The sequence below is a fragment of the Pradoshia sp. TA40_28 genome (assembly GCF_059694525.1).
Genome location: NZ_JCATZO010000003.1, coordinates 15,439 through 41,233, shown reverse-complemented (window position 1 = coordinate 41,233; position 25,795 = coordinate 15,439). Strand labels below are relative to the sequence as shown.

The following is a 25,795-nucleotide window of genomic DNA, read 5'->3' as shown; positions in this document are numbered from 1 at the left end:
AGGAGGGGAACAAATGGCTGAAAAGTCAGCACGTTCCAAAGAAAAAGAAGTAGATACCAACACAGAAATGACATTAGATCAGGTAAAAGAATTTATTACAGAGCTAGGGAAAAAGCGCAGTAAACTTACTTATGAGGATGTAGCAGAAAGACTTTCCAGCTTCGTACTTGATTCTGAACAAATGGATGAATTTTATGAATATCTTGGAGAGCAAGGTATTGATATAGTGAACGAAAGTGATGATGATAATCCAGGAACTCAGGAGCTTGAAAAAGAGGAAGAGTTTGACTTGAATGATTTAAGCGTTCCTCCAGGTGTTAAAATAAATGACCCTGTACGCATGTATCTTAAAGAAATAGGTCGCGTTGATTTATTATCTGCGGAAGAAGAAATTGTTTTAGCAGAGCGTATTGAAGAAGGCGACGAAGAAGCAAAAAGACGTCTGGCGGAAGCAAACCTTCGTCTAGTAGTCAGTATCGCTAAGAGATATGTAGGCCGCGGTATGCTGTTCCTTGATCTAATTCAGGAAGGGAACATGGGATTAATCAAAGCGGTTGAAAAATTCGACTATCGTAAAGGGTTTAAATTCAGTACGTATGCAACATGGTGGATCAGACAAGCCATCACTCGTGCAATTGCTGACCAAGCCAGAACGATCCGTATTCCTGTGCATATGGTAGAAACCATTAATAAACTAATCCGTGTTCAAAGACAACTCCTTCAGGATTTAGGACGTGAACCATCACCGGAAGAAATAGCTGAAGAGATGGATTTAACACCAGAAAAAGTTCGTGAAATTCTTAAAATTGCTCAAGAGCCTGTATCTTTAGAAACGCCAATCGGAGAAGAAGATGATTCTCATTTGGGTGATTTTATAGAAGACCAAGACGCTACATCTCCTTCTGATCATGCGGCATATGAATTACTGAAAGAACAGCTGGAAGATGTATTGGATACTTTAACAGACCGTGAAGAGAATGTTCTTCGTCTACGATTTGGGTTAGATGATGGCAGAACCCGCACATTGGAAGAGGTTGGTAAAGTATTTGGCGTAACACGTGAGCGTATTCGACAAATCGAAGCGAAAGCTCTTCGTAAATTACGTCATCCGAGTCGCAGTAAACGTCTTAAGGATTTCTTAGAATAGAATATATCATAAATAGATATAAAAAACAGCTCCACCCAGAAATTGGGATGGAGCTGTTTTTTTATTTGATAGGCATTTTTAGGGTAACCCTTTGCGTAAATAACTGAATCAATACGGTAGGAGGGTCATTTTACTTGTAATCAGATAATAAAGAATCAATGGTATTTATCAAGGAATTCTAAAAAGATATATTTAAAACCTGGAGGGATTACTCATCTTTATGATTGATGAACTTTCGCGAATTTTGATCTGAGCTTTTTAATATTTGGAAAACTTTGCAGAAAATAAAAGTTATAACTTTTCCAAATTTGGTTTTTACAGTAAAATGGAGAAGGGTAAATGTAAGATGATGGTTAAAGTATTTACATAGGGGAGGGGAACTACTATGAAAAACAATGCATTTATGCCATACATTTTAATTATGGTAATGGGTATTACATTAGTCTTTTTCTTATCACTTAAAGGCCTTGGTGACGCTGATAAAATGGCCAAAGAGAAAGAAGGCGGCGAAAAAACAGAACAAACAGCAAGTTCTGATAAACCGGAAGATATTTATAAGCAACAATGTGCTTCCTGTCATGGCGGTAATTATGAAGGTGCAGCCGGTCCTAAATTAATAGGCGTTACGGACAAAGAACACATTAAAGATCGTGTCGTGAACGGTAAAGGAATGATGCCTGGTGGGCTTGTACCTGAAGATAAGGTCGACGATATGGTCGAATTTATTGCAGGCTTAAAATAAGGAAAAAACCCATTGCAGAGGCAATGGGTTTTTTTTATGCATTAACTAAGCATATCTTGCCGTGTAAACACGATAAAGGAGATAAGGAGAGAGCCGAGTCCCCATAATGCTAAAATGGAAAGGGAGAACGGCAAGGTCATTCCATCAATCATAGGCATGGTTCCTGAAAGATAGTCGATTAATTCCATATTCACACTATAAATATACTTTGCTCCGTCCCAAGCTGTCGCAAATCCTTTTAAAATAGCTCCTGCTATGAGGGAGGCAAACATCACGCCCATACCTCCCGGTGTATTGCGAATCAGTACAGAGACCATGAAAGCAATTGTACCGACGATTACACTGACATACCACACAAGTCCTGCTGACATTAATATATACTGCCATTGAGGAATAAGCTGAATCGAATCGGTAATTAAATTACCGTTAACAAATTCGAACCCCGTGGCAATCGGTAATTTCCAGCCTGAGAAATCAAAGAATACTCCAGCTAACAAATAAGCCATGGCTATAACAATTAAAACAATGAGGGAAATAAAAAGAAGCAAAGTCACGTATTTGCTTAGAAGAATCTTCCACCTTTTCACAGGACGGGTTAACAGTAATTTAATCGTACCATCACTGCGCTCCCCACTGATCATATCAATCGCTACAATCATCACAAGTAAAGGAATAAACATGCCAATCCCCTGTTTTAGAAACTCCCTGACAAACGTCGGGGCACCAGGAGAGCTGGGATTGATATCATGTTCTAAATAGTATTGCTGCTGTTTAACCTGGATGCTTAAATAATGCTTCCATTCCTCTGATATACCGGTACTGCTGAGACGATTCTGGCCTTCGACAATTCTTTGCTGAAGAACTACGCGCCAGTCATCAGTTCCTAGGCGTTTTTCCGTTTCTTTTATTTGTTGGTTTTGAGCATAAAGGAAAATGGGAATCAGCACGAGCAGGATTAAGATGATGACCGCAATACGCCGCTTTTTAATTATTTTTTCTGCTTCGTTAAATACGAGTTTACCGAATTCAATCATGATTGTTCCCCCCTGTCAGCTCCATAAATAGATCCTCTAAGGTTAACGTTTTTTTGTATACGGAATGTACATCAATCCCACTAGAAATCAAGAATCGATTATACGTACTGATTAACTCCGCTGGTAAGCTGCAGACAAGCAAATCTTCTTTTATTTGTAAATCATGGATGTGTTCATTTGTTTTTAATAAATCGAATGCCTTATTGAGGGGAGTAACCTTCCACTCGACTCTGTCTCTGGATTGATCAAGTAAATCATTAACGGTAGAGACAGTAATCATTTTTCCTTTATTGATAATTGCTACCCGGTCACACATTAATTGAATTTCGCTTAATAAGTGACTGGAAATAAATACGCTGATTCCTTTTGTTTCTACCAAATTGCGGACAAATTCACGCAATTCTCGAATCCCTGATGGATCCAGCCCATTAGTAGGTTCATCAAGGATTAATAATTGCGGATTTCCGAGTAAAGCTTGTGCGATTCCAAGGCGCTGTTTCATGCCTAGAGAATAGGTTTTAACCTTATCATGTATTCTGCTTTCAAGATTTACCTGCCGAATAATATCCTCAATTCTGTTATCCGATATATCACCAAGCATACGGGAAAATTGTTTGAGATTTTCCCAGCCGGTCAAATAGGTGTACAGCTCAGGGTTTTCAACAATGGACCCTACCTGGCGCATGGCCTCCTTAAATGATGTTCGTAGGTTGTAACCATCGATTGTAATAGTTCCTTTGGTCGGTTTGATTAAACCGACCAACATGCGGATCGTAGTAGTCTTACCAGCGCCGTTAGGACCTAAAAATCCAAAAACCTCTCCATGCTTAACTTCAAAACTGATATCCTCAACAAGGTGATTTCCTTTAATGACTTTGGTTAAATGATCGACTTTCAATACAGGTTGACTCATAAATCAATCCTCTCCCAACTGTTGTTGACTTGCTATGGACTGAATTAATCGTTCTGAAATAGCTTCATAGCCTTTTTTATTTGGATGAAAATGGTCCGTGTATAAAAAGTTTTTTCCTTGGCCTTGAAATAAGTCGAAGACTGGAATGATATGTATTTCTGGATATTGCGTAGCAAGGATTTGCAATTGGTGGTTCCAATCAATAACAAACTTTGACGTATCACCTAATTCTTTAAATTCTTCAAAAGGATTGTACAGGCTGATCCAATAGATGGGTGCATCCGTATTATGAGAGCGGATAGTCTCGATAATTTTCTTGCTATTAGTAACAAAAGTATTTGTATCGGGTGTATATTCAGCGAGGTTAGTTGTTAATGTTTCGACACCGGGAAAGAGATCATTTCCTCCAATTGTCATAACTACTAAATCAGCGTTTTTAAGAGTATGCTCGGTGCCTGAAGTATTAAGAAGAGTTAGTAAATCGTTTGTTTTAGCTCCGCTGACTGAGAGGTTGGATAGGCTAATCTTTTGATTATAGTCTTCTGTTAATTTAGTGGTTAATCTTTTTACATATCCATCTCCGCTATCATCGCCAACACCTCGAGTTAAAGAATCGCCAAAAGCAACAATAGTTAATTTTTCGTTGTCCTTTTTAGTAAGTGGCTCTTTCTCTTTTTCCGTTTTATGTTGAGTAATCTCCTTAGGGTGTATAACTGCTTGAGTACCCTGAATAAATCCTGCGATTAATAGAACAGTTGTCAGTAAACTAATGATGAGGACTGTGCCGGTAACCCACCTTTTTCTCATTTAATCACCTGCTTTAGCTAGTATAGATGTTGATATAGTTTCAGTTTTCACGTTCCTATCTCTATTAAACCAAAATATTGGAATAAGCAGGAGAATTTTTAGCTGAAATATGTATTCTAAAGAAAGTCCTTTGCATTAGGGGATGAGTTTTCTTATACTAAAGAAATAAATGAATTCCTATTAAGAGTGGAGTATGAAGTAATGAATGTAGATAAATTATCAAAAAGATTAACGCGTGTAACCTCCTATGTACCAAAGGGAAGTGTTTTGGCCGATATTGGATCTGACCATGCTTATCTCCCTTGCTATGCGGTTAAAGAAGGCATCGTGCAAAAAGCCATTGCAGGAGAAGTAGTGGAAGGTCCATTTCAGTCTGCGTTAAGCCAAGTGAGGGAATCTCAGCTAGAAGACGCTATTTCTGTTCGTAAAGGAGATGGGTTGGAAGTTATATCTCCTGGAGAAGTGACAGCCATAACCATATGCGGAATGGGCGGTTCTTTAATAGCGAGTATTTTGGAAAATGGAAAATTAAACCTTTCAGGGAGAGAGACGTTAATTCTCCAACCTAATATTGGTGCTCAGTTTATTCGAAAATGGCTGATTGCTGAGGGATGGGAATTGAAGGCGGAAGAAATCCTGGAAGAGGACGGAAAAATATATGAAATTTTAGTGGCAGAAAAAGGAGAACCTATGAATTCTTATCAAGGATTGCCTTTTGAAGCAGCAGAATTAATGGGACCATTTTTATTAAAGGAAAAGAATTCAATCTTTATGAAAAAGTGGACAATGGAGTTAAAGCATTGGAATAGGATAGTGAAACAAATAGAATCCAGTAAAAACGAACGAACTCAGGAAAAGAAAGAAGAAATTCAAAAATCAATAGAGTTGGTAGAGGAGGCGCTTCAATAATGAAGACACCAAATGGTTATGAAGTCATCCAGCTTTTTGAAAGCTTTTCTCCCAAATATTTAGCTGAGGATGGAGACCCAATCGGATTGCAGGTCGGCAGTCTTGGCAAGAAGATAAAGAAAGTTATGGTAGCATTAGATGTAACGGAAGAAGTGGTTGACGAAGCTGTTCATCATGGCATTGATTTAATCATTGCCCATCATCCATTAATTTTTCGTCCATTAAAAAAAATTATTCCTGATCAGCCGGCTGGGAGAACGATTGAAAAATTAATAAAAAATGATATTGCTCTCTATGCGGCGCATACGAATCTTGACATCGCTGAGGGCGGGGTCAATGATATGCTGGCAGATGCGCTGGGACTTGAGAATACTTCTGTGTTGAAAGTGACCCGTCGGGAAAAGCTCCATAAATTAGCTGTTTATGTACCTGTTTCAGCAGAAGATAAGGTTCGTGAAGCATTAGGAAAAGCTGGAGCGGGTAATTTGGGCAATTACAGTCATTGCAGCTTTTCGCTTTCTGGTACAGGTAGATTTAAGCCAGAGCAAGAGGCCGATCCGTACATCGGTACTGCTGGAGAAATGGAAAAGGTGGAAGAAGTGAAGGTAGAGGTTGTGGTACCGGAGCCTTCTGTGAACAAAGTAGTAAAAGCGATGTTGAAAGCTCATCCATATGAAGAAGTAGCATATGATTTATATGCTCTTGAAAATGAGACAGGCAAGGAATATGGACTGGGTAGAATTGGAGCCATCTCAAAGGCTATGTCTTTAAGAGAGTATGCTGAGCATGTCAAACAGGCACTGGATGTGACTTCTGTTCGAGTAATCGGTGATCTCGATGCCACTGTGGAAAAGGTGGCAGTGTTAGGCGGAGACGGTGATAAATTTGTCAGAACAGCACAATTTGCCGGTGCGGATGTCTTTATTACCGGTGATATTTATTACCATACAGCTGTTGATTTTAAGCAGGAAGGCATGAACATCATTGACCCAGGCCATAATGTAGAAAAAATTATGAAACAGGGCGTTTCCACTAAAATGACATCCCTATGCAAAGACTCTGGCTATGAAGTTGAATTTATTTCATCCGCAATCGATACAAATCCATTTCGGGTAATTTAAAAAGCTGAAGGGCCTTGCTCAGGAGCGAGGAGCATAAGACAGGGGCTCGGAAGGAGGTGTACTTTCCTCCTGAAGAGGTCATGCTTATGTCCTGAACTTCTAGCCGTAGAAGCTAGATTACATAAAAGGCTGAAGGGCCTTGCTCAGCCGCGACAAGCATAAGAGGAGGTGCGTAGGGAGTGAATCAAGGAACAAAGGCTAAGAACGCCACGTTGTGTGGCAACGCCTTTGTGACCAACGTCCTGTTGGCCTCCGCAGCAGCTACACTTATGACTCGAGCGGTTAGGCCCAGAACTAGATTAAACAAAAGAAAAAGGACCCCCTGGTCCTTTTTTCTTTTTAGCTATTTTCACAAATAATTTTTATTTCACTTTTACTTTAGGCAATATTTTGGAAAGAGGTACTTTCTTTTCTGTTTTCCATGTTGAGGGGTCAGCCGAATCGAATTGATCCAAGAATGTAATGACTTCTTTGGTAATCGGTGTTGGCGTGGATGCTCCTGCTGTTACACCAACTACTTGAGCATCTTTGATCCAATCTATTTCCAACTCGCTGACATCAGCAATCCGGTACGCTTTGGTATGGGCAATTTCTTCAGATACTTGTGCCAATCTGTTGGAGTTATTACTCTTAGGATCTCCAACTACAATGAGCACATCCAAATCTTTTGCCTGCTCAGCTACAGCTTCCTGACGTACTTGAGTGGCCATACAAATTTCTTTATGAATTTCTGCTGCAGGATACTTTTTCTTCACTTCTTCTATTAAGTCTGCAACATCCCATTGGCTCATGGTTGTTTGATTGGTCACAATGATTTTCTCATTATTAATGGTAAGGTCATCGATATCTTGTTTGTGCTCCACAAGATGTACAATGTCGGGTGCTACACCAACAGCGCCTTCAGGTTCAGGATGTCCTTTCTTACCGATATAAATGATATCATAGCCTTCTTTTTCTTTTGCTTCAATTAAATTATGAGTAGCTGTAACGTCCGGACAGGTTGCGTCAATCGTTACAAGTCCCTTTTTCTTAGCAATCTCTCGTACTTCAGGGGATATACCATGGGCAGTAAAGATGACGGTACCTGAATCAACCTTCTCAATAATTTCTTTACGGTCTTTACCATCAAGTGTGATAATCCCATCTTGTTCAAATGCTTCCGTTACATGCTGATTATGGACAATCATGCCTAAAATATAAATAGGTCGGGGTAAAGTTTTATCTAAAGCGGCATTTCTGGCGATAACCATCGCATCAACAACGCCGTAACAATATCCTCTTGGGGAAATTTTAACTACTTTCATTGATTAAAAAAAGCCTCCTTGCTCCTTGGTCTGTTTAACAGATGGAGTGTTTCTATATATTATAAGCGAGCAATTGAAAACTTACAAAAAGAAATCCTCAAGATAGAGCCTATGTAAAAAGCGCTCCTCTTTAGGGGCGCTGTATGATTAGATAAAAAGTTTTGGAACGGATGGCTTTACATGAGCTCTAGGTTTCTCAGATGAGCTTTTTGGAAGTTCGGTTGATACTTCCATATGGCTGGATTCATCCCTTGTTTTTTTAGAACTTTTAAAAGAAGAAGAGGTTTCATAGTGACTGGATGACTCTATTTTGCTTGATTCAGCTGAATGCTCAACACTTTCTTCCGTTGTAGTCGAGCTTAATCCACGATAGATTTTCCACATGGATGGTAGATTTTTGATAAGCGGTCCATATTGCTGAACCTGGCGAACCATTGGGACAACTCGTTCACCTGCAGCCAATACCTTTTGTGTACTATTCATGAAATTGGACAGAGTAGACCCACCGCCGGTTGCTTTTGCGACTGTACTGGCACCCTGTTGTGCTAAACCGGAACCTCCGCCTCTGCCAAATAACGATGCCAGGAATCCCCCGCTTTGTTTAGGTGCTCTAGTTGCTCCGAGGGGAAACCCTCCTCCTCTCGGCATTGGGGGGCCAAAAAATCCTCTTGTATTAAATTGTGGTGCAGATCCTCTCATAAAACCGGCTCGTGGCGGGCCAAAAATAGGTGGCCTCATGGGTGGCATACTTTCCCTCCTTTCTTTTTTTGGTCTATTTTACTTAGGTACACATAATAGAATATGTCAGGCAGGGACGGTAAAGTGCGAATATATGAAAGAATAGGCTTTTAATCCACAAAAACTTGTTATTAGTCCTTCACATAAGGTAATATGAGAAGGATAGTTGCTAAAAAGCGTGTAAGCATGTCAGAAAGTTGGTAAAAAATGAGTTCATTTAAAATGTTTAAGTTACCCGAATATGTATTGGAAGCTGTTGAGAAGGTAGGATTTAAGGAGCCGACAATCATACAGGAAAGAGTCATTCCAGCTGTATTTAGCGGTAAGAGTATTATAGGGCAGTCACAAACTGGCACTGGAAAAACCCATTCTTTTCTATTGCCGATCATGGCTAAAATCAATCAGGAAAAGATGGAAGTACAGGCTGTAATTACGGCACCGACGAGAGAATTAGCGGCCCAAATTTATAAAGCTGCTGTTTCTTTGAATGAGAAATTTCCTGAAGATAAACAAATTCATATAAAAAGCTATGTAGGTGGAACAGATAAACAACGTTCAATTGAGAAGCTCACCGTTCAACCACAACTTGTGATCGGTACACCTGGTCGTATTAAAGATTTATCGGAAGAAAATGCGTTGAGCGTTTTTTCTGCCGATATTTTAGTAGTTGATGAAGCTGATTTAATGATCGATTTAGGATTTATGGAAGATGTGGATAAAATCGCTGCAAGAATGGCGCCTAAGCTGCAAATGCTTGTATTTTCTGCTACGATTCCAGAAAAACTCCAACCATTCTTGAAAAAGTATATGAACAATCCAAAACATATCCATGTGGATCCGACAAAAGTATCTGTTGAAAAACTCGAACATATTCTTGTTCCTGTCAGACACCGTGAAAAGGTTCAATTGGTTAAGGCAATTCTTGAACTTCAAAATCCTTTCCTAGTGCTAATTTTTGCAAACACAAAACAAAATGCAGATGAGCTGGCAGATGCTCTGCTAGAAAAAGGAATGCAGGTTGGCCGACTACATGGTAACCTGCCGGCGAGAGAACGAAAAAGGGTTATGAAAGAGATCAATGCGCTTAAATATCAATATGTTGTAGCGACAGACTTAGCAGCAAGAGGAATTGATATTGAAGGTGTAAGCCATGTGATTAACTATGAACTTCCTCAGGATTTGGATTTCTATATTCATCGCTGCGGTCGTACAGCACGTGCAGGGATGTCCGGAGTGGCGGTTACCCTTTATGAAGAGAAGGATGACCAAGCTCTGAATAAACTCGAATCCATGGGTGTGAAATTCAGTAACCGTGATGTTGTAAAAGGCGAATGGGTTGAAATTGACGATCGTAATAAGCGTAAAAAACGCAAAACTAGTTCAGCTAAAGCAGCCGGCGAAGTAAAGCAATATGGCAAATTCTCTAAGCATTTGCGTAAAGTAAAGCCTGGCTATAAAAAGAAAGTGAAAGCTGAAGTAGAAAAAATTAAAAAGAGAGAAAGACGCTTAAAGAAAAGATAAAAGGGGTCAGATGGATGCTAAAAATTGGATCACATGTTTCCATGAGCGGAAAGAAAATGCTTTTAGGCGCAAGTGAAGAAGCAGCTTCTTATGGTGCCAATACTTTTATGATTTATACAGGCGCTCCTCAAAACACAAGAAGAAAGAAAATCGAGGATTTAAATATTGCAGCAGGTTTATTGCATATGGAGGAAAATGGGATGAGTGATATCGTGGTCCATGCTCCTTATATTATCAATATCGGTAATGCAGTAAATCCCGCTACTTTCCAATTGGGTGTTGATTTCCTTCGTTCGGAAATCGAACGGACAGAAGCTCTGGGAGCCTACCAAATAGTATTGCATCCAGGTGCTCATGTTGGAGAAGGTTCAGAAGTAGGTATTAAAAAGATCATCGAGGGACTAAACGAAGTGATTACCCCGGATCAAAAAGTCCAAATCGCATTAGAAACAATGGCTGGTAAGGGCTCAGAGTGTGGAAGAAGTTTTGAAGAATTGGCGATGATTATCGATGGCGTTACACACAACGATAAGCTGAGTGTTTGCTTTGATACTTGTCATACACATGATGCGGGTTATGATATTGTGAATGATTTTGATGGCGTTTTAAACCATTTTGATAAAACTGTGGGAGTAGATCGTATTAAAGTTCTGCATATTAATGATAGTAAAAACGAATGTGGAATGAGAAAAGATCGACATGAAAATATCGGTTATGGAAAGATTGGTTTTCAACCTCTTCATTACATTGTACATCATCCGCAATTAAGCTCTGTTCCCAAAATATTGGAGACTCCATTTGTCGGAACGGATAAAACAAACAAAAAAGCACCGTATAAATATGAAATTGAAATGCTAAGAGATGGAGCTTGGGTAGATTTTCAAGCTTCCATACTGGGGCAAACGGTATAAAAAAAGGGGGAAGCAGTAATCTGTACTGCTTCCTTTTTAATTTCCAGTCATGTTATGAAATATTTTCTCGATTTGTTTAGCTTTCTTAGCGCCTGTAATTTTTTCTATTTTTGTTAGGAGCTGTTTTCGTTCAGTCTGATCAAAAATATTAATGGATTTTCCACGGATTAGTTTAGTTATATCCTCGGCTTCCGTTTTTGATAAAGTTAGACCCTGCTGCCCTGCAAAATCTAGCAATTCACTGGCAGTGATACGATTGATCTTTAAGTTGACAATGCTCTCAAATAGCTTCAAATTACCACCCCATCTTTACCATATGAATAGACAAGAAAAAAGTGAACTAAATTATACAATATTAAGTAAATGGGTTTACTTTACTGTAATTGTCCTGTATACTACTGGAGATAAATCGTAATCATTCTTATTAACAGGTGGCCGATTATGAATAATGACTTAATTAAAATAGAACATGTCAGTTATAAATATGAGAGAGAAAACGTCCTTGAGGATATTAATCTATCCGTAAAGGATGGAGATTTCCTCGCTATTGTCGGGCCCAATGGGTCGGGCAAGTCAACATTGCTGAAACTGATGCTTGGGTTAAATAAAGTACAGCAAGGTGAAATTTTCTTGTTCGGTGAGAAAATAAACAAATTCAAAAATTGGGAGAAAATTGGCTATGTATCACAAAAAGCCAACTCCTTTAACAGTGGTTTTCCGGCTACAGTGGAAGAAGTGGTAGCAAGCGGGTTGACGAAAAAAATAGGACTTTTTCGTTTCTATAACAAGACCCATCGTCAAAAAGTAGTAAAAGCGCTTAAAGAAGTGGGAATGCAGGATTTCATCAAGAGACCAATTGGAGAATTATCGGGTGGTCAGCAACAACGGATATTTATTGCAAGAGCACTGGTCAGCGATCCTGCCTTGCTGATCTTGGATGAGCCTACAGTTGGTGTAGATGTAAAGAATGTTACTAATTTTTATGACCTACTATACGATTTAAACCGTAACCTTGGATTGACACTTATTCTGGTCACTCATGATACAGGTACGATTACGGAAAAGGTCACTCATATTGCTTGTCTAAATAAACAATTACATTTTCATGGGAATACATGTGAATATGAACATTTGGATGATAAGGATATGTCAGCTTTTTATGGCCATGATGTTTATACCATAACACATGACCATTAATTTGGAGGAAGTAGTATGTTATCAATGTTTCAATATGAATTTCTGCAAAACGCCTTCCTTGCGGGGATTGTCATCGGGATTATCGCTCCGTTGCTGGGTGTATTTATTGTAGTTCGAAAACTTTCTTTGATCGCCGATGCTCTTAGCCACGTTACCCTGACTGGAATTGCGTTCAGTTTGCTACTAAGTAAGGAAGTACCTGCTCTTGGTACGATGAACCCCTTATATATGGGAATGGCTTTCTCGGTAACGGGATCCCTTTTTATAGAACGACTTCGTTCTGTGTACAAGCATTATCAGGAACTAGCTATTCCCATCATTCTTTCCGGAGGAGTAGGGTTGGGAGCGATTTTTATTTCGCTTGCAAATGGATTCACAACAGATTTATTCGGCTATTTATTCGGCAGTGTCAGTGCAGTAAGCCGAACAGATTTATGGATTGTTCTAGCGATCAGTATTGCTGTTATCGCACTCGTTATATTTTTATATAAGGAATTATTCCTTTTATCCTTTGATGAAGAGCATGCCAAAACTTCCGGAATCCCAGCTAAAGCCATTCACTTTATTTTTATCGTTCTCGTTGCTTTAGTTATTGCCATATCCATGAGAATTGTGGGTGTTCTGCTTGTCTCTTCCTTAATGACCTTACCGGTTGCAGCTGCTTTAAAAGTAGCAAAGGGTTTTAAACAAACCATTTTTATTTCCATCCTTTTTGGAGAATTGGCAGTGATAGGAGGATTATTTACATCCTATTACCTAAATCTGGCTCCCGGTGGTACAATCGTTGTATTGGCAATCATCATTCTTTTAATCACGATTTTAATGAAGAAATGGAGAATGACAGCGTAAGGAGGTATCATAAGATGGATGTTAAAGAAGCAATGCAACTTTTGAAAGATAAAGGCTACAAATACACTGAGAAGCGTGAAGATATGCTAGAACTCTTTTCGAAGAGCAATCGTTACTTAACAGCCAAAGAAGTCCTTGAACAATTAAAAAGCTCATACCCGGGTATGAGCTATGATACAATTTATCGGAATTTATCATTGTATGCAAATTTAGGGATTCTGGAAACAACTGAACTTTCAGGAGAAAAAAGATTCCGGTTTGCTTGTGTTGGGAATCATCATCATCATCATTTCATCTGTATGGAATGTGGGAAAACCCGTAATGTAAATGCATGTCCTATGGAAAGAATCACAGAGGACTTTAAAGGATATGATATTTCAGGTCATAAATTTGAAATATACGGAAAATGTCCGGATTGTTTAGAAGAAAATGTACATCCATCCTAAAAATTGAGGAGCCATTCTTTAAATTCTAGAATGGCTCTTTTTCGTTATCCAATCCCTTTGTCCACTCATTTACCCACTGATAGGCATCCATCCAATTGTCTACACGGATGACACTCTTCGGAATGTCCATCCGATTATAGGGGGTATCAAATAAGATGACTGGAATTCCACATTCTTCTGCAATGGCCACAGCGTTATCATGTTTGTCCTCGAAGAATAGATCAATCTTATGTTTTTTTACGGTTGCAATTTTATTATGTGTACCAATTAGTTCAATATGGTGGTAAAGCAGATCATTTTTGCTGAACCATTGTTTAGTGACGGGTAATAAGGTTTCGTTTCTCGCACTGATAAAATACAATTCAAATACATCTTTCCACTCCTGTAAAACCTGTTTTGCATGCTTTGCAATAGGAGATTCTAAATAGATGATGGGCTCATGTTTTTGAAACCATTGATCGAATTCATTCACGGGTACATTTACAAATGGGTATAGTTCATATTGGGTAATATCCTCTAAAGTAAGTTCTAGTTGAAAGGATTTATTAATATAAGGAAGCATGGAATCCGGACATGTGACAGTTCCATCAATATCGATTCCAAAGCGTATGGGTTTAGACATTAAGCATTTCCTCCAGAAAATATAGTTGTCTGTAGTTTACATCAAAAAGCGACAAATTGCTTTTCTAAAATTTGTAGATTCATGAAACAATCCTTACTTATGAGTTCACGTCTATTGGAGTAAACTATAAAAGCTCCATTATAGGAAGGCGGGGATTTGAATTGTCAACCTCAAAAAGACATACAAGTTCACAGCACAATAGAAATAGTATGAATGGCCTTAATGAATCAGCTTATCAGAAACTCAACTGTAACGAGGAAACTTCAGCTGAATTCATCCATCCTGCCGAATACCGCCATAGTCACAAAAAAGATGGCAACGGAGCCACTAAGACTGTAAACAGCTTTGGTATATTGGCGTTAGCCTTGTCCATTGCCTCTCTCTTTATTCTGCCTGTCATTTTTGGGACAGTTGGGATTGTTGTGGGAATCTTTGCGACAAAAGCGGATTCACGCTTTATGGGGATTACTGCCATTGTGATTGGTGGCTTTTCAGTTATAGCGGGCTTATTGGTATATCCCTTTTTCTAAACAGTGGAGCATGATAAAAGGAGCTGGTATTACCAGCTCCTTTCATTATTCTTGTATTAAGCTTGCTTTTTCTTTTTCAAGTCTTTGTTTTTCGTAATACTCCTCGGCAAGGACATCGATTTCTTTTTTTAGTTCCTCAACCATAATTGCTTCTGGTACTTTGCGGACAATTTTTCCTTTACGGAACAATAAGCCTTCTCCACGTGCTCCAGCGATACCGATATCGGCTTCTCTGGCTTCACCAGGCCCGTTAACAGCGCAACCTAATACGGCCACTTTAATTGGGGCTTTAATTTTTTGAATATATTCATCCACTTCATTGGCAATGGAGATTAGATCAATCTCAATACGTCCACATGTAGGGCAAGATATTAACGTAGCTGAATTAGCTGATAAACCATAAACCTTTAGGAGTTCTCTGGCTACTTTTACTTCTTCAACCGGATCAGCACTTAAAGAAATACGCAGTGTATTCCCAATTCCCTTACTTAATAATGCACCAATACCTGCTGCACTCTTAATCGTTCCGGAGAATAAAGTTCCTGATTCAGTAATTCCAAGATGCAATGGATAATCAAAGGCCTGTGCTGCTTTTTCATAGGCTTCAATTGCCAAGCGAACATCAGATGCTTTCATAGATACAATAATATCGTGGAAGTCTAAGTCCTCAAGTATTTTTATATGGTGCAAAGCACTCTCAACCATACCATCAGCTGTTGGATACCCGTATTTTTCAAGGATTTTACGTTCCAATGACCCGGCATTGACGCCAATGCGGATAGGAATTCCTTTTGCTTTGGCTGCTTTCACAACAGCTTCCACTTTTTCACGTCTTCCGATATTGCCGGGATTGATACGGATTTTATCTGCTCCGCCTTCAATCGCGATTAAGGCCAGACGATAGTCAAAATGAATATCTACTACCAAAGGTATATTAATACGCTTCTTGATATCTGCAATTGCATGGGCAGCGCGTTCATCAGGACAAGCCACGCGTACAATTTGACATCCCGCTTCTTCCAAGCGATTAATTTCCGCGACAGTCGCTTCTACATCATGTGTCTTCGTTGTCGTCATACTTTGTATAATAACTTCATCGTTGCCACCGATTGTTAGTGGACCCACTTTTACAGGGCGGGTTTTTGTACGATGTATTAGTTCATTCACTGGTCATTCTCTCCTTTTAGGCTGTTTGCCTCAATACCAATATATATATTAACTTCTAAATTATTGTATCAGCGTTTAGGCTAAAATAACAATAAAGTGGATTATGAATTGGCTTTTTAGTAATTTTTGAAACGATAAGTTTGTCCAATCTTTATTTCTTCAGGATTTATGCCATCATTTAATACCGTAAAGTCTTCGATAATTTGATCAATCGGTACTGGAAGTGTCCCTTCTTTTTTTTCTACTAGAGAAAGAACAGTATCTCCAGGCTCTACTTTTATATTATAGTAGTTTTCGTCTGTTTTATCCATATTCTCGGAGGAATAGGCAGGGAGTGTACCGATGTTTATATCAAAATAAATGGAGTAGGCTACTAAACAAAAGCCAACAAAAAGGAGTATTTTCTTCATCTTTATCGCTCTCCTTCCATCGTTTACTAGATTATATGAAGTTAGTAGAGATAATAGAATTAATTTTTTTGAAAATTCCTTTTAGTCCTTTTTACTTTTGGTAGCATAGCCAGTAAATACATTTATAAGTAAGTGTAGAATTTCCGTAGGGGTTCAGTATTCTGTTAATAACTTAAACCTATCAGCTTCATCCATATCATTCTATTTCTGGACATAAAGAAACCCTTCCGCAGGAATTCGGAAGGGTTTCTTAGTTTAAGATTGTATTGTTTTTTGCTTACTTTTTGGAATTGGCATTTCTTTTACAGAAAGGTAGATCATCATTAATGTGATAAACCATTTAACATAGACGTCTCCAATCACCGGTACCTGAATAAAATTCATAAAGGTAAAGAACGTAACCGCTAAAGTAAAACTGTAGGTGGCCAATCTCCACTGTTGTCCAAAGGTAGCTTTCCTATCCATAGAAGTGATAAATAGTCCGGCGATATAGGCCAGAAGTGTAATCTCCAAGAAGAAGATAGCCGTTGTAAACAGATACATCATGATAATGCAAAGGCCGATTAGTATGTAAAGGGATGCTTTTGAAGATTTAATAAAATCGCTTGTCTTCTCATTATTCAATTCGAGTCCTGATATCATTGAATAAGGAAGAGTTTGTGTTTGGCCATTTGCAGAGAGGACTAGTTCATCCTGGAGAATTCCGATATCGATATCAGTCATATTAGTAATATCATTTGCCTTTAGGCTGCCAGTACTGTCAAAATGAAATGTGACTGTGTCCTTTTCAATAATGACAGGCAGTTTCTCGTCTGAGTATAGTCTGCCATCTTTAATTTCGAAATCAGGGAAATCTGTGATTAATGCTTCTGCCATACGATCTGTCCCCTCAAGGATATAATTCGTAAGATAAGTAGCAGATGGTAAAATAGTTAACAAAGATAGTAAAAAAGCATAGAGGATCGTTTTGCCAATACCCTGAAAGCGGAAGGAAGCAATATGCTTCGGCGAGTATAGGCTTTTAATAAATTGTGAGAATATATTCATGGGCTACAACACCTTTTTTTGAGTTTCATTCTTTATTCTATCCGGGTTATGTCGAGATGACAAGAAGGATCTGCTTTACTGACGAATGAACTCGAAAAAATGTGTTAGATTTTATGGATTGGGTATTTAATTATGCAAAAGAGGAGTGATGTAGATGGAATGGTTGTATTGGTTAGTAGTTTGGCTGGTGTTTATTATTGGTTTTATCGGATTGGTTTATCCTGTAATTCCGAGTGTCCTATTTATAGTCGGAGGAATGCTTTTATATGGTGTATTCTTCTCATTTGAACCATTTTCTTGGTTTTTCTGGATCGTACAGGGAATGTTCGTTTTACTCTTGTTTGGAGCCGATTATTTGTCTAATTTATATGGAGTAAAAAAATTCGGAGGTTCAAAAGCAGGGGTATGGGGTAGTACAATAGGATTACTGGTTGGTCCGTTTGTGATTCCTTTTCTCGGCATTGTAATAGGTCCGTTTTTAGGTGCCGTTTTAGCTGAATTGTTGGTGCACAAACAATCGTTAAAGAATGCTCTTAAAATCGGTACAGGTTCCGTTCTTGGATTTGTCGGCAGTGTGATTACAAAATTTATTATTCAGATTATCATGATTGTGTATTTCTTTATCCGTGTATTATGATAAGGCATAAAGGTTGAAATAAACGGATTCAATTGCTAATCTAAAGGTATAGACTTTCGTAACATATTAATTTACATAATTGCTCGAAAGTGCTTACATTCAATTATTAGGAGGAAGAGAATTATGACTTATTCTTTACCACAATTATCGTATGAATATGATGCACTGGAGCCTCATATCGACAAAGAAACAATGAATATTCACCACACAAAGCATCATAACACGTATGTAACTAACTTAAACAATGCTTTAGAAGGACAGGAAGCATTGGCAGCTAAAAGTTTAGAAGATCTTCTAGCTGACATTGACTCTGTACCCGAGAGCATTCGTACGGCTGTTAGAAATAATGGTGGTGGACACGCTAACCATACATTATTCTGGGAAATTCTATCTCCTAACGGCGGTGGAGAACCTACTGGAGAATTAGCTGAAGCTCTTGCAGCTAAATTTGGAACTTTTGAAAACTTTAAAGAAGAGTTTGCTAAAACTGCAACTACTCGTTTTGGTTCCGGTTGGGCTTGGTTAACAGTTAAAGATGGTGAATTAGATCTTTACAGTACTGCTAATCAGGATTCCCCATTAATGGATGGAAAAACTCCTATTCTTGGCTTAGATGTTTGGGAGCATGCATACTACCTAAACTACCAAAACCGTCGTCCTGAATACATTAATTCTTTCTGGAATGTAGTAAATTGGGATGAAGTTTCTAAACGCTATAAAGCAGCAAAATAAATGCTTAACTCAAAGGGATACAGAAAACGGACTCGCTTCGTTTTCTGTATCCCTTTTGTGTTCTAAAAATAACAAACAGGATTGTTAAGAATTACCAAATAACTTTAACCTACATAACACGATTATCTACTGGAAAACTAACCGTTAACTGAAGGGGAGTTTTTTATGAAAATCGATAATCAATTTGTCAATAAAATAAAAGCCAATAAGGAACTTTACATACTTTTGTTAATTGGAGCCCTTTATTCGTTAAGTACAGCACTTTCAAACACATTCGTAAATATTTATTTATGGAAACAATCAGAGGCTCTAATCAACCTGGGAATTTATAATTTATCAGTTGTTTTCCTTCAGGGATTTACCTTTATACTGGCCGGAAAATTAGCTAAACGAATTGATCGTATTATTGTCCTTAGGTTAGGGATTTTATTTTTAGCTGCATTTTATTTAGCGGTCCTTACCTTAAGTTCCACGGTTCCACTTTATTTAATTATTATTGGTGGATTACTTGGAGTAGGATATGGCTTTTATTGGCTTGCCTATAACTTACTGACGTTTGAAATTACTGAACCTGAGACGCGAGATACATTTAATGGACTCCAAGGGATAACTGGATCAATTGGAGGAATGATCGGTCCTTTTTTTGCCGGGTATGTCATTACCGTTTTCACTGATAATAATGGTTATCTGCTCATTTTTGGATTTTCGTTATGTTTGTTTATCGTGGCCGTCCTTATCAGTTTCTTATTAAAAGGCAGACCAGCGGATGGAAAGTTTAGGCTGATACGTATTTTAGAAGAACGAAAACATAACAAGGACTGGGGTAGAATCACGTACGCCAATTTTTCGCAAGGGCTCAGAGAAGGGACGTTTCTATTTATTGTATCTGTCTTTGTATTTGTCGAAACGGGCAGTGAAATGGCTCTAGGCACATTCGGTCTCATTAATTCAGCCATATCGTTTGTGGCCTATTTTTTAGTCAGCAGGTATTTAAAGGTTCCCTACCGTAAATGGTCCATGCTGGCTGGAGCCTTATTTCTGTACGGTGCTATCTTTTTTCTGATTTACCAGGTGTCATTCCCTAAATTACTTACATATGGTTCTATTCTCGCTGTTGCCTATCCCTTATTGCTTGTCCCGTACATGTCTGTCACGTATGATGTAATAGGGCGGTCATGGAAAGCGAGAGAACACCGGATTGAATATATCGTAGTCCGTGAGTTATTTTTAAATTTGGGAAGAGCCGTCTCGATTCTCGTTTTTATTTTATTTATAAAAACCTTGCCTGAAAGTACGGGGATTAAAATATTATTGTTGTTATTGGGGTCCGGACATATCTTTGTTTATTATTTTATGAAGGATATTAAGATGTAAGTTATTTTTTATTGCTGGAATCTTTTACTTCTGTTAATCTTTAAAAATTGATAATAAAATGATAAGAAATGCGTTGTTAGAAGGGATGGGGACATTGAAAGTCAGAAAAAAGAAAAAGAAAAAACATGTACCTGTTCGCCTGAATTTACTATTTTTTGCAGTGTTTGTGATGTTTTCTGCATTAATACTCCGTTTAGGAATCGTTCAGATTGTTTATGGAGATGACTATAAACGTGAAATAGAGCGGACAGAAGATGTAACAGTAAGCAATTCTGTGCCGAGGGGAAAAATTTATGACCGTTATGGAAAAACCATTGTAGATAATCAACCTTTATATGCCATAACGTACACACGAACACAAAAAACGTCAAGTGAAGAAATGCTAGAAACAGCTGAAAAACTGTCCAAGCTAATTGAGGTTAGTACAGATAAAGTTCGTGAACGAGATATGAAAGATTTCTGGATTCTAAATAATCCTGAAGCGGCTAAGAAGAAAATTACGGAAGAAGAATATCAACAACTAAGTGATGGAAAGCTCACTGATGATGATATTTATAAATTGCAGCTCGATCGCATTACTGAGAAGGAAATCGATTACAGTGAAAGTGAATTAGAAGTGCTGGCAATCTATAGTAAATTTATTTCCGGCTATTATTTAACTCCGCAAATTGTTAAGAATAATGAAACAACGTATGAAGAAGTAGCAAGAGTAAATGAACAGATTGAATCTCTTCCAGGTGTTGATACAACAACGGATTGGGAGCGTAAATATGAGTATGGGAATACTCTTAAATCTGTCTTAGGTAAAGTATCAAGTTCGAGTGAAGGATTGCCATCTGATAAAACAAGCTATTATTTAGCGAGAGGCTATAGTCGAAATGATAGAGTTGGTACATCATACTTAGAACAGCAGTACGAAGATTTATTACGCGGACAGCAGGAAAAAATTAGGAATGTAACGAATTCATCCGGTGATATTGTCAGTACGGAAGTTATATCCGAAGGGCAAAGAGGTAAAGATCTTGTATTAACGGTTGATATGGACCTTCAGATAGCTACTGAAGAGATTATTGAAAAGCAACTGAAAGAAAAGAAAGCAAGCGGGAATACAAAATACCTGGATCGTGCGTTTGTTGTTGTAACAAATCCAAATACCGGGGAAATTCTAACCTTGGCTGGTAAGCAATATGCTGCAGATGATAACGGGAAGATGCAAATGAATGATATGGCTTTGGGAACATTTACTTCCTCCTATGCCATGGGTTCTTCTGTTAAGGGAGCCACCATTTTAACAGGTTATCAAACGGGTGCTATAAAACCTGGACAAGTCCTTTATGATGGTCCAATGAAAATTAAAGGAACACCTGACAAAAAATCATGGAAGAACTTTGGTAATATTAGCGATATTGAAGCACTTAAAGTTTCCTCCAATGTATACATGTTTAAAACTGCGATTGCGCTAGGTAACGGTAATTATGTTCCGGGAGCATCCTTAAGAGTTGATAATTCAGCATTTGCTACAATGAGGAATTATTACAACCAATTTGGTTTAGGAGTGAAAACAGGAATAGACTTACCGGGTGAACAAATTGGCTATAAAGGATCATCGCAGGGCCCTGGTCTATTAATGGACTTTTCCATCGGCCAATACGATACGTATACACCATTACAGCTGGCTCAATACGTCTCAACTATTGCCAATGGCGGGAACCGTATTAAACCACATGTTTTAAAACAAGTACGTGAACCAGTGGATGATGAAAAAGGTGAGACACTTGGACCGGTTATTAAAGAGGTCAAAACGGAAGTGCTGAATACTCTTCCTATGAAACCTGAGTGGATTGAACGTGTACAAGAAGGGTTCAGGCAAGTAACCCAATCTACTGGGGGAACAGCTTATTCTTATTTTGGAAATGCTGACTATAAGCCGGCCGGTAAGACGGGTACAGCAGAAGCCTTCTACGATGGTCCTAAATGGGAAGCGGGCACTACACAGCCAGAAACCTATAATATAACCTTTGTTACATACGCTCCAGCTGAAAATCCGGAAATTGCCATGAGCGTTGTAGTACCATGGGCTTATCAAAATTCTTCAGGTCATAAGATGAACCTTGAGATCGCGAAAGAAGTTTACGAAAAATACTTTGATTTAAAAGAAGAACGTGCTAAACAATAATAAATAGTAGATTAATAGAGAAGTTTCACCCGTGTGAACTAATCTATTAAGCAGATATTTGGAATAAAGAAAATGACTAAACTACCGATGCACTCCTGCAAAGGCCGTTTAGTCATTTTTTTATCTATTTGATTAAAAAACTTCAAATACTCCCCTCTATAAGTATTTTTTAGTGGTTTACGGTTTAATTAATAACAAAAGAATACGCTTAGCGCTCAAGGATATCGACAAATCATGATATGACTTGTATTTTCTTCCCCGACGTAATTGAATTTATAAATATTATTTACTCCCAAAAAAGATATCTTCCCCTCAATCTTTAACCTAAATTAAAGAATGAAATCTCTTTATAAGGAGAGTATATCTACAAGTGAATCAGTATAAAAAATCGTATAACCAATATATAAGTAAGCTGTTATCACGATCAGTTAGGTAGTTCATAAAAGGATGTATTTAACTTACCCAATAAAATGAATGAGGGATTAGAGGAGGTTATCGAACGTTACGTGATTGTTAGGACTGGATTATGGAAACAATCATTTACAATAAATAATCGTATCTTTACACAGAATTTACAATTCCTTAATACCGTATTTAAATTCGGCTATTACTATTGAATGTGTAGGATAAAGTACTTAAATTTAAAAAAAGAGTAAACAGGAGGATTAAAATGTTTAAAAGAAAACCAACATTTATAATCACTTTATTATTAATGATAGGATTGCTGGTGGCTTGCGGAAACGATAATGAAAATGAAAAAGGTGGTTCCTCTCAAGAAGGGTACTCAGGAACAATAAATGCAGCCGGTTCTACAGCTTTACAGCCTTTGGCTGATGAAGCAGCAAATGAATTTATGGCTAACAACCCGAATGTTTCGGTAACTGTTCAAGGCGGGGGAAGCGGAACAGGTATTAATCAAGTAGCAAGTGGTGCAGTGAATATTGGTAACTCTGATCTTCCTTCAGCAGATAAGATTGAAGATGAAGCATTGGCAAAAGAGTTGGTAGACCATAAAGTTGCTGGTATTGCGTATGGAATTGTCGTGAATGAAGATACAAACGTTGAAGAATTAACAATTGAACAAATTCAAGGAATCTTTACTGGCAAGATCAAAAACTGGAAAGAAGTTGGCGGAGCGGATTTGGATATTAATGTTGTCAACAGACCAGGATCTTCAGGTACACGTTATGCATTTGAAAAAACCATTATGCAAGATGTTAACATTAATGATTCTATAGGAACAAACCAAGATTCCAACGGGGCAGTAGAAAAAGCTATTCAATCCACACCTGGTTCTATTAGTTATCTTGCTATGAGCTATATGACTGAAGGAAAAGATACATCCTTAAAAACAGTCAAAATAAATGGAGCGGAACCTACTGCTGAAAATGTAGCAGCTGGAAGCTATCCTTTCTGGTCTTATGAATACATGGTAACGAAAGGTGAAGCAGACGGAGCTGTAAAAGGATATTTAGAGTTCATAAAGAGTGATGAATTTGCAGAAGTTGTTACAAAATTGGGCTATATTCCAATGACAATGCTTGAAAAATAAATCAACCCTAAAGAAAAGACAGGACTGATTAAGTCAGTCCTGTTCCTGTCATTTTGCTGGAAGGGAGAGGGAAATCTTTGAAGGATCATAAACCAATTAACTATTGGAAAAGTGAATATATCGGACGAATTCTAGTCACATTATGTGGTCTATTAATTGTTATAACAACAATGGCAATCATAGTGTTTATAACTGGAAAAGGCATACAGTCATTTACAACTAGTAATATCTCCTTAGTGGAAATGTTAACTTCAACAAATTGGAGTCCAAGTGAAGGGAAATATGGGGCATTAATTTTTATTGTCGGCTCCATTCTTGTTTCATTGGGTGCAATCCTTATTAGTGCACCTATTGCTATAGCACTGGCAATATTCATGAATTTTATCTCTCCTAAATTTGGTAAGAAAGTTCTGCAGCCAGTCCTTGAATTGCTAGTGGGGATCCCATCTGTTGTATATGGTTTGCTTGGTGTGACTTTGTTAGTTCCATTCCTAAGAAACACATTTGGTGGAGTGGGATTCAGCTTGGCAGCGGGTATTATTGTACTAAGTATTATGATTTTACCTACTATTGCAACACTTACAGCTGATGCATTGAAAAATGTACCTGCACAACTTTTGGAGGCATCCTATGGACTTGGCTCCACTAGATGGCAAGCAATCAGCAGAGTTATTATTCCAGCTGCAAAGAATGGAATTTATTCAGGGATTGTCCTTGGGCTTGCACGTGCTTTCGGTGAAGCGTTGGCTGTTCAGATGGTTATCGGAAATACGATAAAATTACCTGGCAGTTTAACTGATCCGACGGCAACACTTACAGGTATCTTAACGATGGACATGTCGAACACGCTGAATGGAACTGCTTGGAATAATGCGCTATGGAGTTTGGCACTAATTCTTTTATTCATGTCATTCTTATTCATCATGATTATTCGATTTATCGGGAATAGAGGTGCCCAGAAATGAACGCTAGAACGGTAAATAAAATATGGACGAGCATCTTTTATATAGTAGCTGTTTTTGTTGTTATTTTATTGAGTTTCTTAGTTTTTCAAATTCTTAAAGAGGGCTGGGGCTTTTGGGATCCTGCTTTTCTAACGGGAAAATCCAGTAATATGGTTGCTGGTGGTGGAATAGGATATCAATTGTTTAACTCGTTCTACATGTTAGTCATTACCTTGATTATTTCGGTACCGCTTGGACTTGGGGCAGGTATCTATTTAGCGGAATACGCTAAACCAGGAAAGTTACTATCATTTATCCGCTTATGTATTGATACAATGGCATCACTTCCATCTATTGTAGTTGGTTTGTTTGGCCTATTAGTATTTGTAACTGCTACGGGCTGGGGCTACACCATCATTGGAGGAGCACTTGCCATAACGATTTTGAATTTGCCAAGTTTAACACGTGTCAGTGAAGCAGCTATTTCTGAAGTATCAGCTGGTATTAAAGAGGCGAGTCTCGGGCTTGGGGCAACCAAATGGCAAACGATAGTAAAAATTGCTTTGCCTACAGCAATGCCTCAAATAATAACAGGTATTATTTTGGCAGCAGGCCGTATTTTTGGTGAAGCAGCAGCGTTGATTTTTACAGCTGGGTTGACAACTCCGATATTGAATACGGCAGCCGATTTGACAAGCCCGGTTAACCCTTTTAATATTTTCAGACCTGCGGAAACATTGGCAGTGCATATTTGGAAGTTGAATTCTGAAGGAATTGTTCCGGATGCAGCAGAAATTGCAACAAAATCTGCAGCCGTATTAATTATTATGGTATTAATCTTTAATATCCTTGCACGTCTATTCTCAAATGTCATTCAAAGACATTTTGAAGGCGGAAGAAGTAAAAGAAAACAAAAAGCATCTGTGTTATAAGTGAAATCATCATTTTACCTAGGGGGGACTTTA

Annotated in this window: 27 protein-coding genes; 17 read left to right on the top strand and 10 right to left on the bottom strand. The window is 38.2% G+C overall.

What is annotated here, in order from left to right; translation table 11 throughout:
• Window positions 1-13: 13 nt before the first annotated feature.
• Together rpoD and cccA are read left to right on the top strand one after the other, a co-directional pair.
• Window positions 14-1,147: an RNA polymerase sigma factor RpoD gene (gene rpoD / locus AC58NB_RS04325; RefSeq protein WP_497425600.1), complete on the top strand. Its 1,134-nt coding sequence runs from the start codon at window positions 14-16 to the stop codon at window positions 1,145-1,147.
• A gap of 385 nt (window positions 1,148-1,532) precedes the next feature.
• Window positions 1,533-1,889, top strand: a complete 357-nt coding sequence (cccA, locus tag AC58NB_RS04320) for a cytochrome c550 (protein WP_497425599.1) — start codon at window positions 1,533-1,535, stop codon at window positions 1,887-1,889.
• A gap of 41 nt (window positions 1,890-1,930) precedes the next feature.
• Here cccA and AC58NB_RS04315 read toward each other — a convergent pair whose 3' ends face one another.
• Genes AC58NB_RS04315 through AC58NB_RS04305 form a run of 3 tightly spaced genes read right to left on the bottom strand, consistent with a single transcriptional unit; the run spans window position 1,931 to window position 4,643 of the window.
• Window positions 1,931-2,923: an ABC transporter permease gene (locus AC58NB_RS04315; protein WP_497425598.1), complete on the bottom strand. Its 993-nt coding sequence runs from the start codon at window positions 2,921-2,923 to the stop codon at window positions 1,931-1,933.
• On the bottom strand, window positions 2,916-3,836 hold the full coding sequence (locus AC58NB_RS04310) for an ABC transporter ATP-binding protein (protein ID WP_497425597.1): 921 nt from the start codon (window positions 3,834-3,836) through the stop codon (window positions 2,916-2,918). Before AC58NB_RS04310 ends, AC58NB_RS04315 begins: the two co-directional genes overlap by 8 nt.
• Window positions 3,837-3,839: 3 nt before the next feature.
• On the bottom strand, window positions 3,840-4,643 hold the full coding sequence (locus AC58NB_RS04305) for a GDSL-type esterase/lipase family protein (protein ID WP_497425596.1): 804 nt from the start codon (window positions 4,641-4,643) through the stop codon (window positions 3,840-3,842).
• A 201-nt stretch (window positions 4,644-4,844) separates the two neighbouring features.
• On the opposite strand from AC58NB_RS04305, the gene AC58NB_RS04300 reads away from it, so the two are divergent.
• A complete protein-coding gene (locus AC58NB_RS04300; RefSeq protein ID WP_497425595.1) occupies window positions 4,845-5,552 on the top strand; it encodes a tRNA (adenine(22)-N(1))-methyltransferase in 708 nt (235 codons plus the stop codon).
• Window positions 5,552-6,673: a Nif3-like dinuclear metal center hexameric protein gene (locus AC58NB_RS04295; protein WP_497425594.1), complete on the top strand. Its 1,122-nt coding sequence runs from the start codon at window positions 5,552-5,554 to the stop codon at window positions 6,671-6,673. Before AC58NB_RS04300 ends, AC58NB_RS04295 begins: the two co-directional genes overlap by 1 nt.
• 362 nt (window positions 6,674-7,035) lie before the next feature.
• On the opposite strand, the gene AC58NB_RS04290 is transcribed toward AC58NB_RS04295, so the two are convergent.
• Together AC58NB_RS04290 and vrrA are read right to left on the bottom strand one after the other, a co-directional pair.
• Window positions 7,036-7,977: a 4-hydroxy-3-methylbut-2-enyl diphosphate reductase gene (locus AC58NB_RS04290; RefSeq protein WP_497425593.1), complete on the bottom strand. Its 942-nt coding sequence runs from the start codon at window positions 7,975-7,977 to the stop codon at window positions 7,036-7,038.
• 147 nt (window positions 7,978-8,124) lie between these two features.
• Complete coding sequence (vrrA, locus tag AC58NB_RS04285) at window positions 8,125-8,724, bottom strand: VrrA/YqfQ family protein (RefSeq protein WP_497425592.1); 600 nt, start codon at window positions 8,722-8,724, stop codon at window positions 8,125-8,127.
• A 213-nt stretch (window positions 8,725-8,937) separates the two neighbouring features.
• Between vrrA and AC58NB_RS04280 the strand changes: the two genes are divergently transcribed.
• On the top strand, window positions 8,938-10,236 hold the full coding sequence (locus AC58NB_RS04280; protein ID WP_497425591.1) for a DEAD/DEAH box helicase: 1,299 nt from the start codon (window positions 8,938-8,940) through the stop codon (window positions 10,234-10,236).
• Window positions 10,237-10,250: 14 nt separating this feature from the next.
• Entirely contained in the window at window positions 10,251-11,147 is an 897-nt protein-coding gene (locus AC58NB_RS04275) for a deoxyribonuclease IV (protein ID WP_497425590.1), read from the top strand.
• Window positions 11,148-11,183: 36 nt separating this feature from the next.
• On the opposite strand, the gene AC58NB_RS04270 is transcribed toward AC58NB_RS04275, so the two are convergent.
• Window positions 11,184-11,441, bottom strand: coding sequence for a DUF2624 family protein (locus AC58NB_RS04270; RefSeq protein ID WP_497425589.1), 258 nt, complete (start codon window positions 11,439-11,441; stop codon window positions 11,184-11,186).
• Window positions 11,442-11,588: 147 nt separating this feature from the next.
• Between AC58NB_RS04270 and AC58NB_RS04265 the strand changes: the two genes are divergently transcribed.
• The 3 genes from AC58NB_RS04265 to AC58NB_RS04255 are packed head-to-tail and all read left to right on the top strand — an operon-like array spanning window position 11,589 to window position 13,639.
• A complete protein-coding gene (locus AC58NB_RS04265) occupies window positions 11,589-12,344 on the top strand; it encodes a metal ABC transporter ATP-binding protein (RefSeq protein ID WP_497425588.1) in 756 nt (251 codons plus the stop codon).
• Window positions 12,345-12,359: 15 nt separating this feature from the next.
• The gene (locus tag AC58NB_RS04260) at window positions 12,360-13,193 is read left to right on the top strand and encodes a metal ABC transporter permease (protein WP_497425587.1); all 834 of its coding nucleotides are present in this window, start codon (window positions 12,360-12,362) and stop codon (window positions 13,191-13,193) included.
• A gap of 14 nt (window positions 13,194-13,207) precedes the next feature.
• On the top strand, window positions 13,208-13,639 hold the full coding sequence (locus AC58NB_RS04255; RefSeq protein WP_497425586.1) for a Fur family transcriptional regulator: 432 nt from the start codon (window positions 13,208-13,210) through the stop codon (window positions 13,637-13,639).
• A gap of 25 nt (window positions 13,640-13,664) precedes the next feature.
• Here AC58NB_RS04255 and AC58NB_RS04250 read toward each other — a convergent pair whose 3' ends face one another.
• Entirely contained in the window at window positions 13,665-14,261 is a 597-nt protein-coding gene (locus tag AC58NB_RS04250; protein ID WP_497425585.1) for a 5' nucleotidase, NT5C type, read from the bottom strand.
• 161 nt (window positions 14,262-14,422) lie between these two features.
• Here AC58NB_RS04250 and AC58NB_RS04245 point away from each other — a divergent pair, with 161 nt between their 5' ends.
• A complete protein-coding gene (locus AC58NB_RS04245; protein WP_497425584.1) occupies window positions 14,423-14,791 on the top strand; it encodes a hypothetical protein in 369 nt (122 codons plus the stop codon).
• Between the two features lie 45 nt (window positions 14,792-14,836).
• On the opposite strand, the gene ispG is transcribed toward AC58NB_RS04245, so the two are convergent.
• From ispG to AC58NB_RS04230, 3 genes are all read right to left on the bottom strand, one after another.
• Entirely contained in the window at window positions 14,837-15,958 is a 1,122-nt protein-coding gene (gene ispG, locus AC58NB_RS04240) for a flavodoxin-dependent (E)-4-hydroxy-3-methylbut-2-enyl-diphosphate synthase (RefSeq protein WP_497425583.1), read from the bottom strand.
• Window positions 15,959-16,074: 116 nt separating this feature from the next.
• Entirely contained in the window at window positions 16,075-16,368 is a 294-nt protein-coding gene (yqfZ, locus tag AC58NB_RS04235; RefSeq protein WP_497425582.1) for a protein YqfZ, read from the bottom strand.
• Between the two features lie 255 nt (window positions 16,369-16,623).
• Window positions 16,624-17,415, bottom strand: coding sequence for a DUF1189 domain-containing protein (locus tag AC58NB_RS04230; RefSeq protein ID WP_497425581.1), 792 nt, complete (start codon window positions 17,413-17,415; stop codon window positions 16,624-16,626).
• Window positions 17,416-17,569: 154 nt separating this feature from the next.
• Here AC58NB_RS04230 and AC58NB_RS04225 point away from each other — a divergent pair, with 154 nt between their 5' ends.
• From AC58NB_RS04225 to pstA, 7 genes are all read left to right on the top strand, one after another.
• Complete coding sequence (locus tag AC58NB_RS04225; protein WP_497425580.1) at window positions 17,570-18,052, top strand: DUF456 domain-containing protein; 483 nt, start codon at window positions 17,570-17,572, stop codon at window positions 18,050-18,052.
• Window positions 18,053-18,175: 123 nt separating this feature from the next.
• Window positions 18,176-18,784 carry a superoxide dismutase gene (locus AC58NB_RS04220; RefSeq protein WP_497425579.1) on the top strand — a complete coding sequence of 203 codons (609 nt, stop codon included), beginning with the start codon at window positions 18,176-18,178 and terminating at the stop codon, window positions 18,782-18,784.
• 165 nt (window positions 18,785-18,949) lie between these two features.
• A complete protein-coding gene (locus AC58NB_RS04215; protein WP_497425578.1) occupies window positions 18,950-20,158 on the top strand; it encodes an MFS transporter in 1,209 nt (402 codons plus the stop codon).
• A gap of 94 nt (window positions 20,159-20,252) precedes the next feature.
• Entirely contained in the window at window positions 20,253-22,334 is a 2,082-nt protein-coding gene (locus tag AC58NB_RS04210) for a peptidoglycan D,D-transpeptidase FtsI family protein (RefSeq protein ID WP_497425577.1), read from the top strand.
• Window positions 22,335-23,004: 670 nt separating this feature from the next.
• The gene (locus AC58NB_RS04205) at window positions 23,005-23,886 is read left to right on the top strand and encodes a phosphate ABC transporter substrate-binding protein PstS family protein (RefSeq protein ID WP_497425576.1); all 882 of its coding nucleotides are present in this window, start codon (window positions 23,005-23,007) and stop codon (window positions 23,884-23,886) included.
• Window positions 23,887-23,963: 77 nt separating this feature from the next.
• Window positions 23,964-24,851 carry a phosphate ABC transporter permease subunit PstC gene (pstC, locus tag AC58NB_RS04200; RefSeq protein WP_497425575.1) on the top strand — a complete coding sequence of 296 codons (888 nt, stop codon included), beginning with the start codon at window positions 23,964-23,966 and terminating at the stop codon, window positions 24,849-24,851.
• Window positions 24,848-25,762, top strand: a complete 915-nt coding sequence (gene pstA / locus AC58NB_RS04195; protein ID WP_497425574.1) for a phosphate ABC transporter permease PstA — start codon at window positions 24,848-24,850, stop codon at window positions 25,760-25,762. The genes pstC and pstA overlap by 4 nt, the downstream gene beginning before the upstream one ends.
• The last annotated feature ends 33 nt before the right edge of the window (window positions 25,763-25,795 follow it).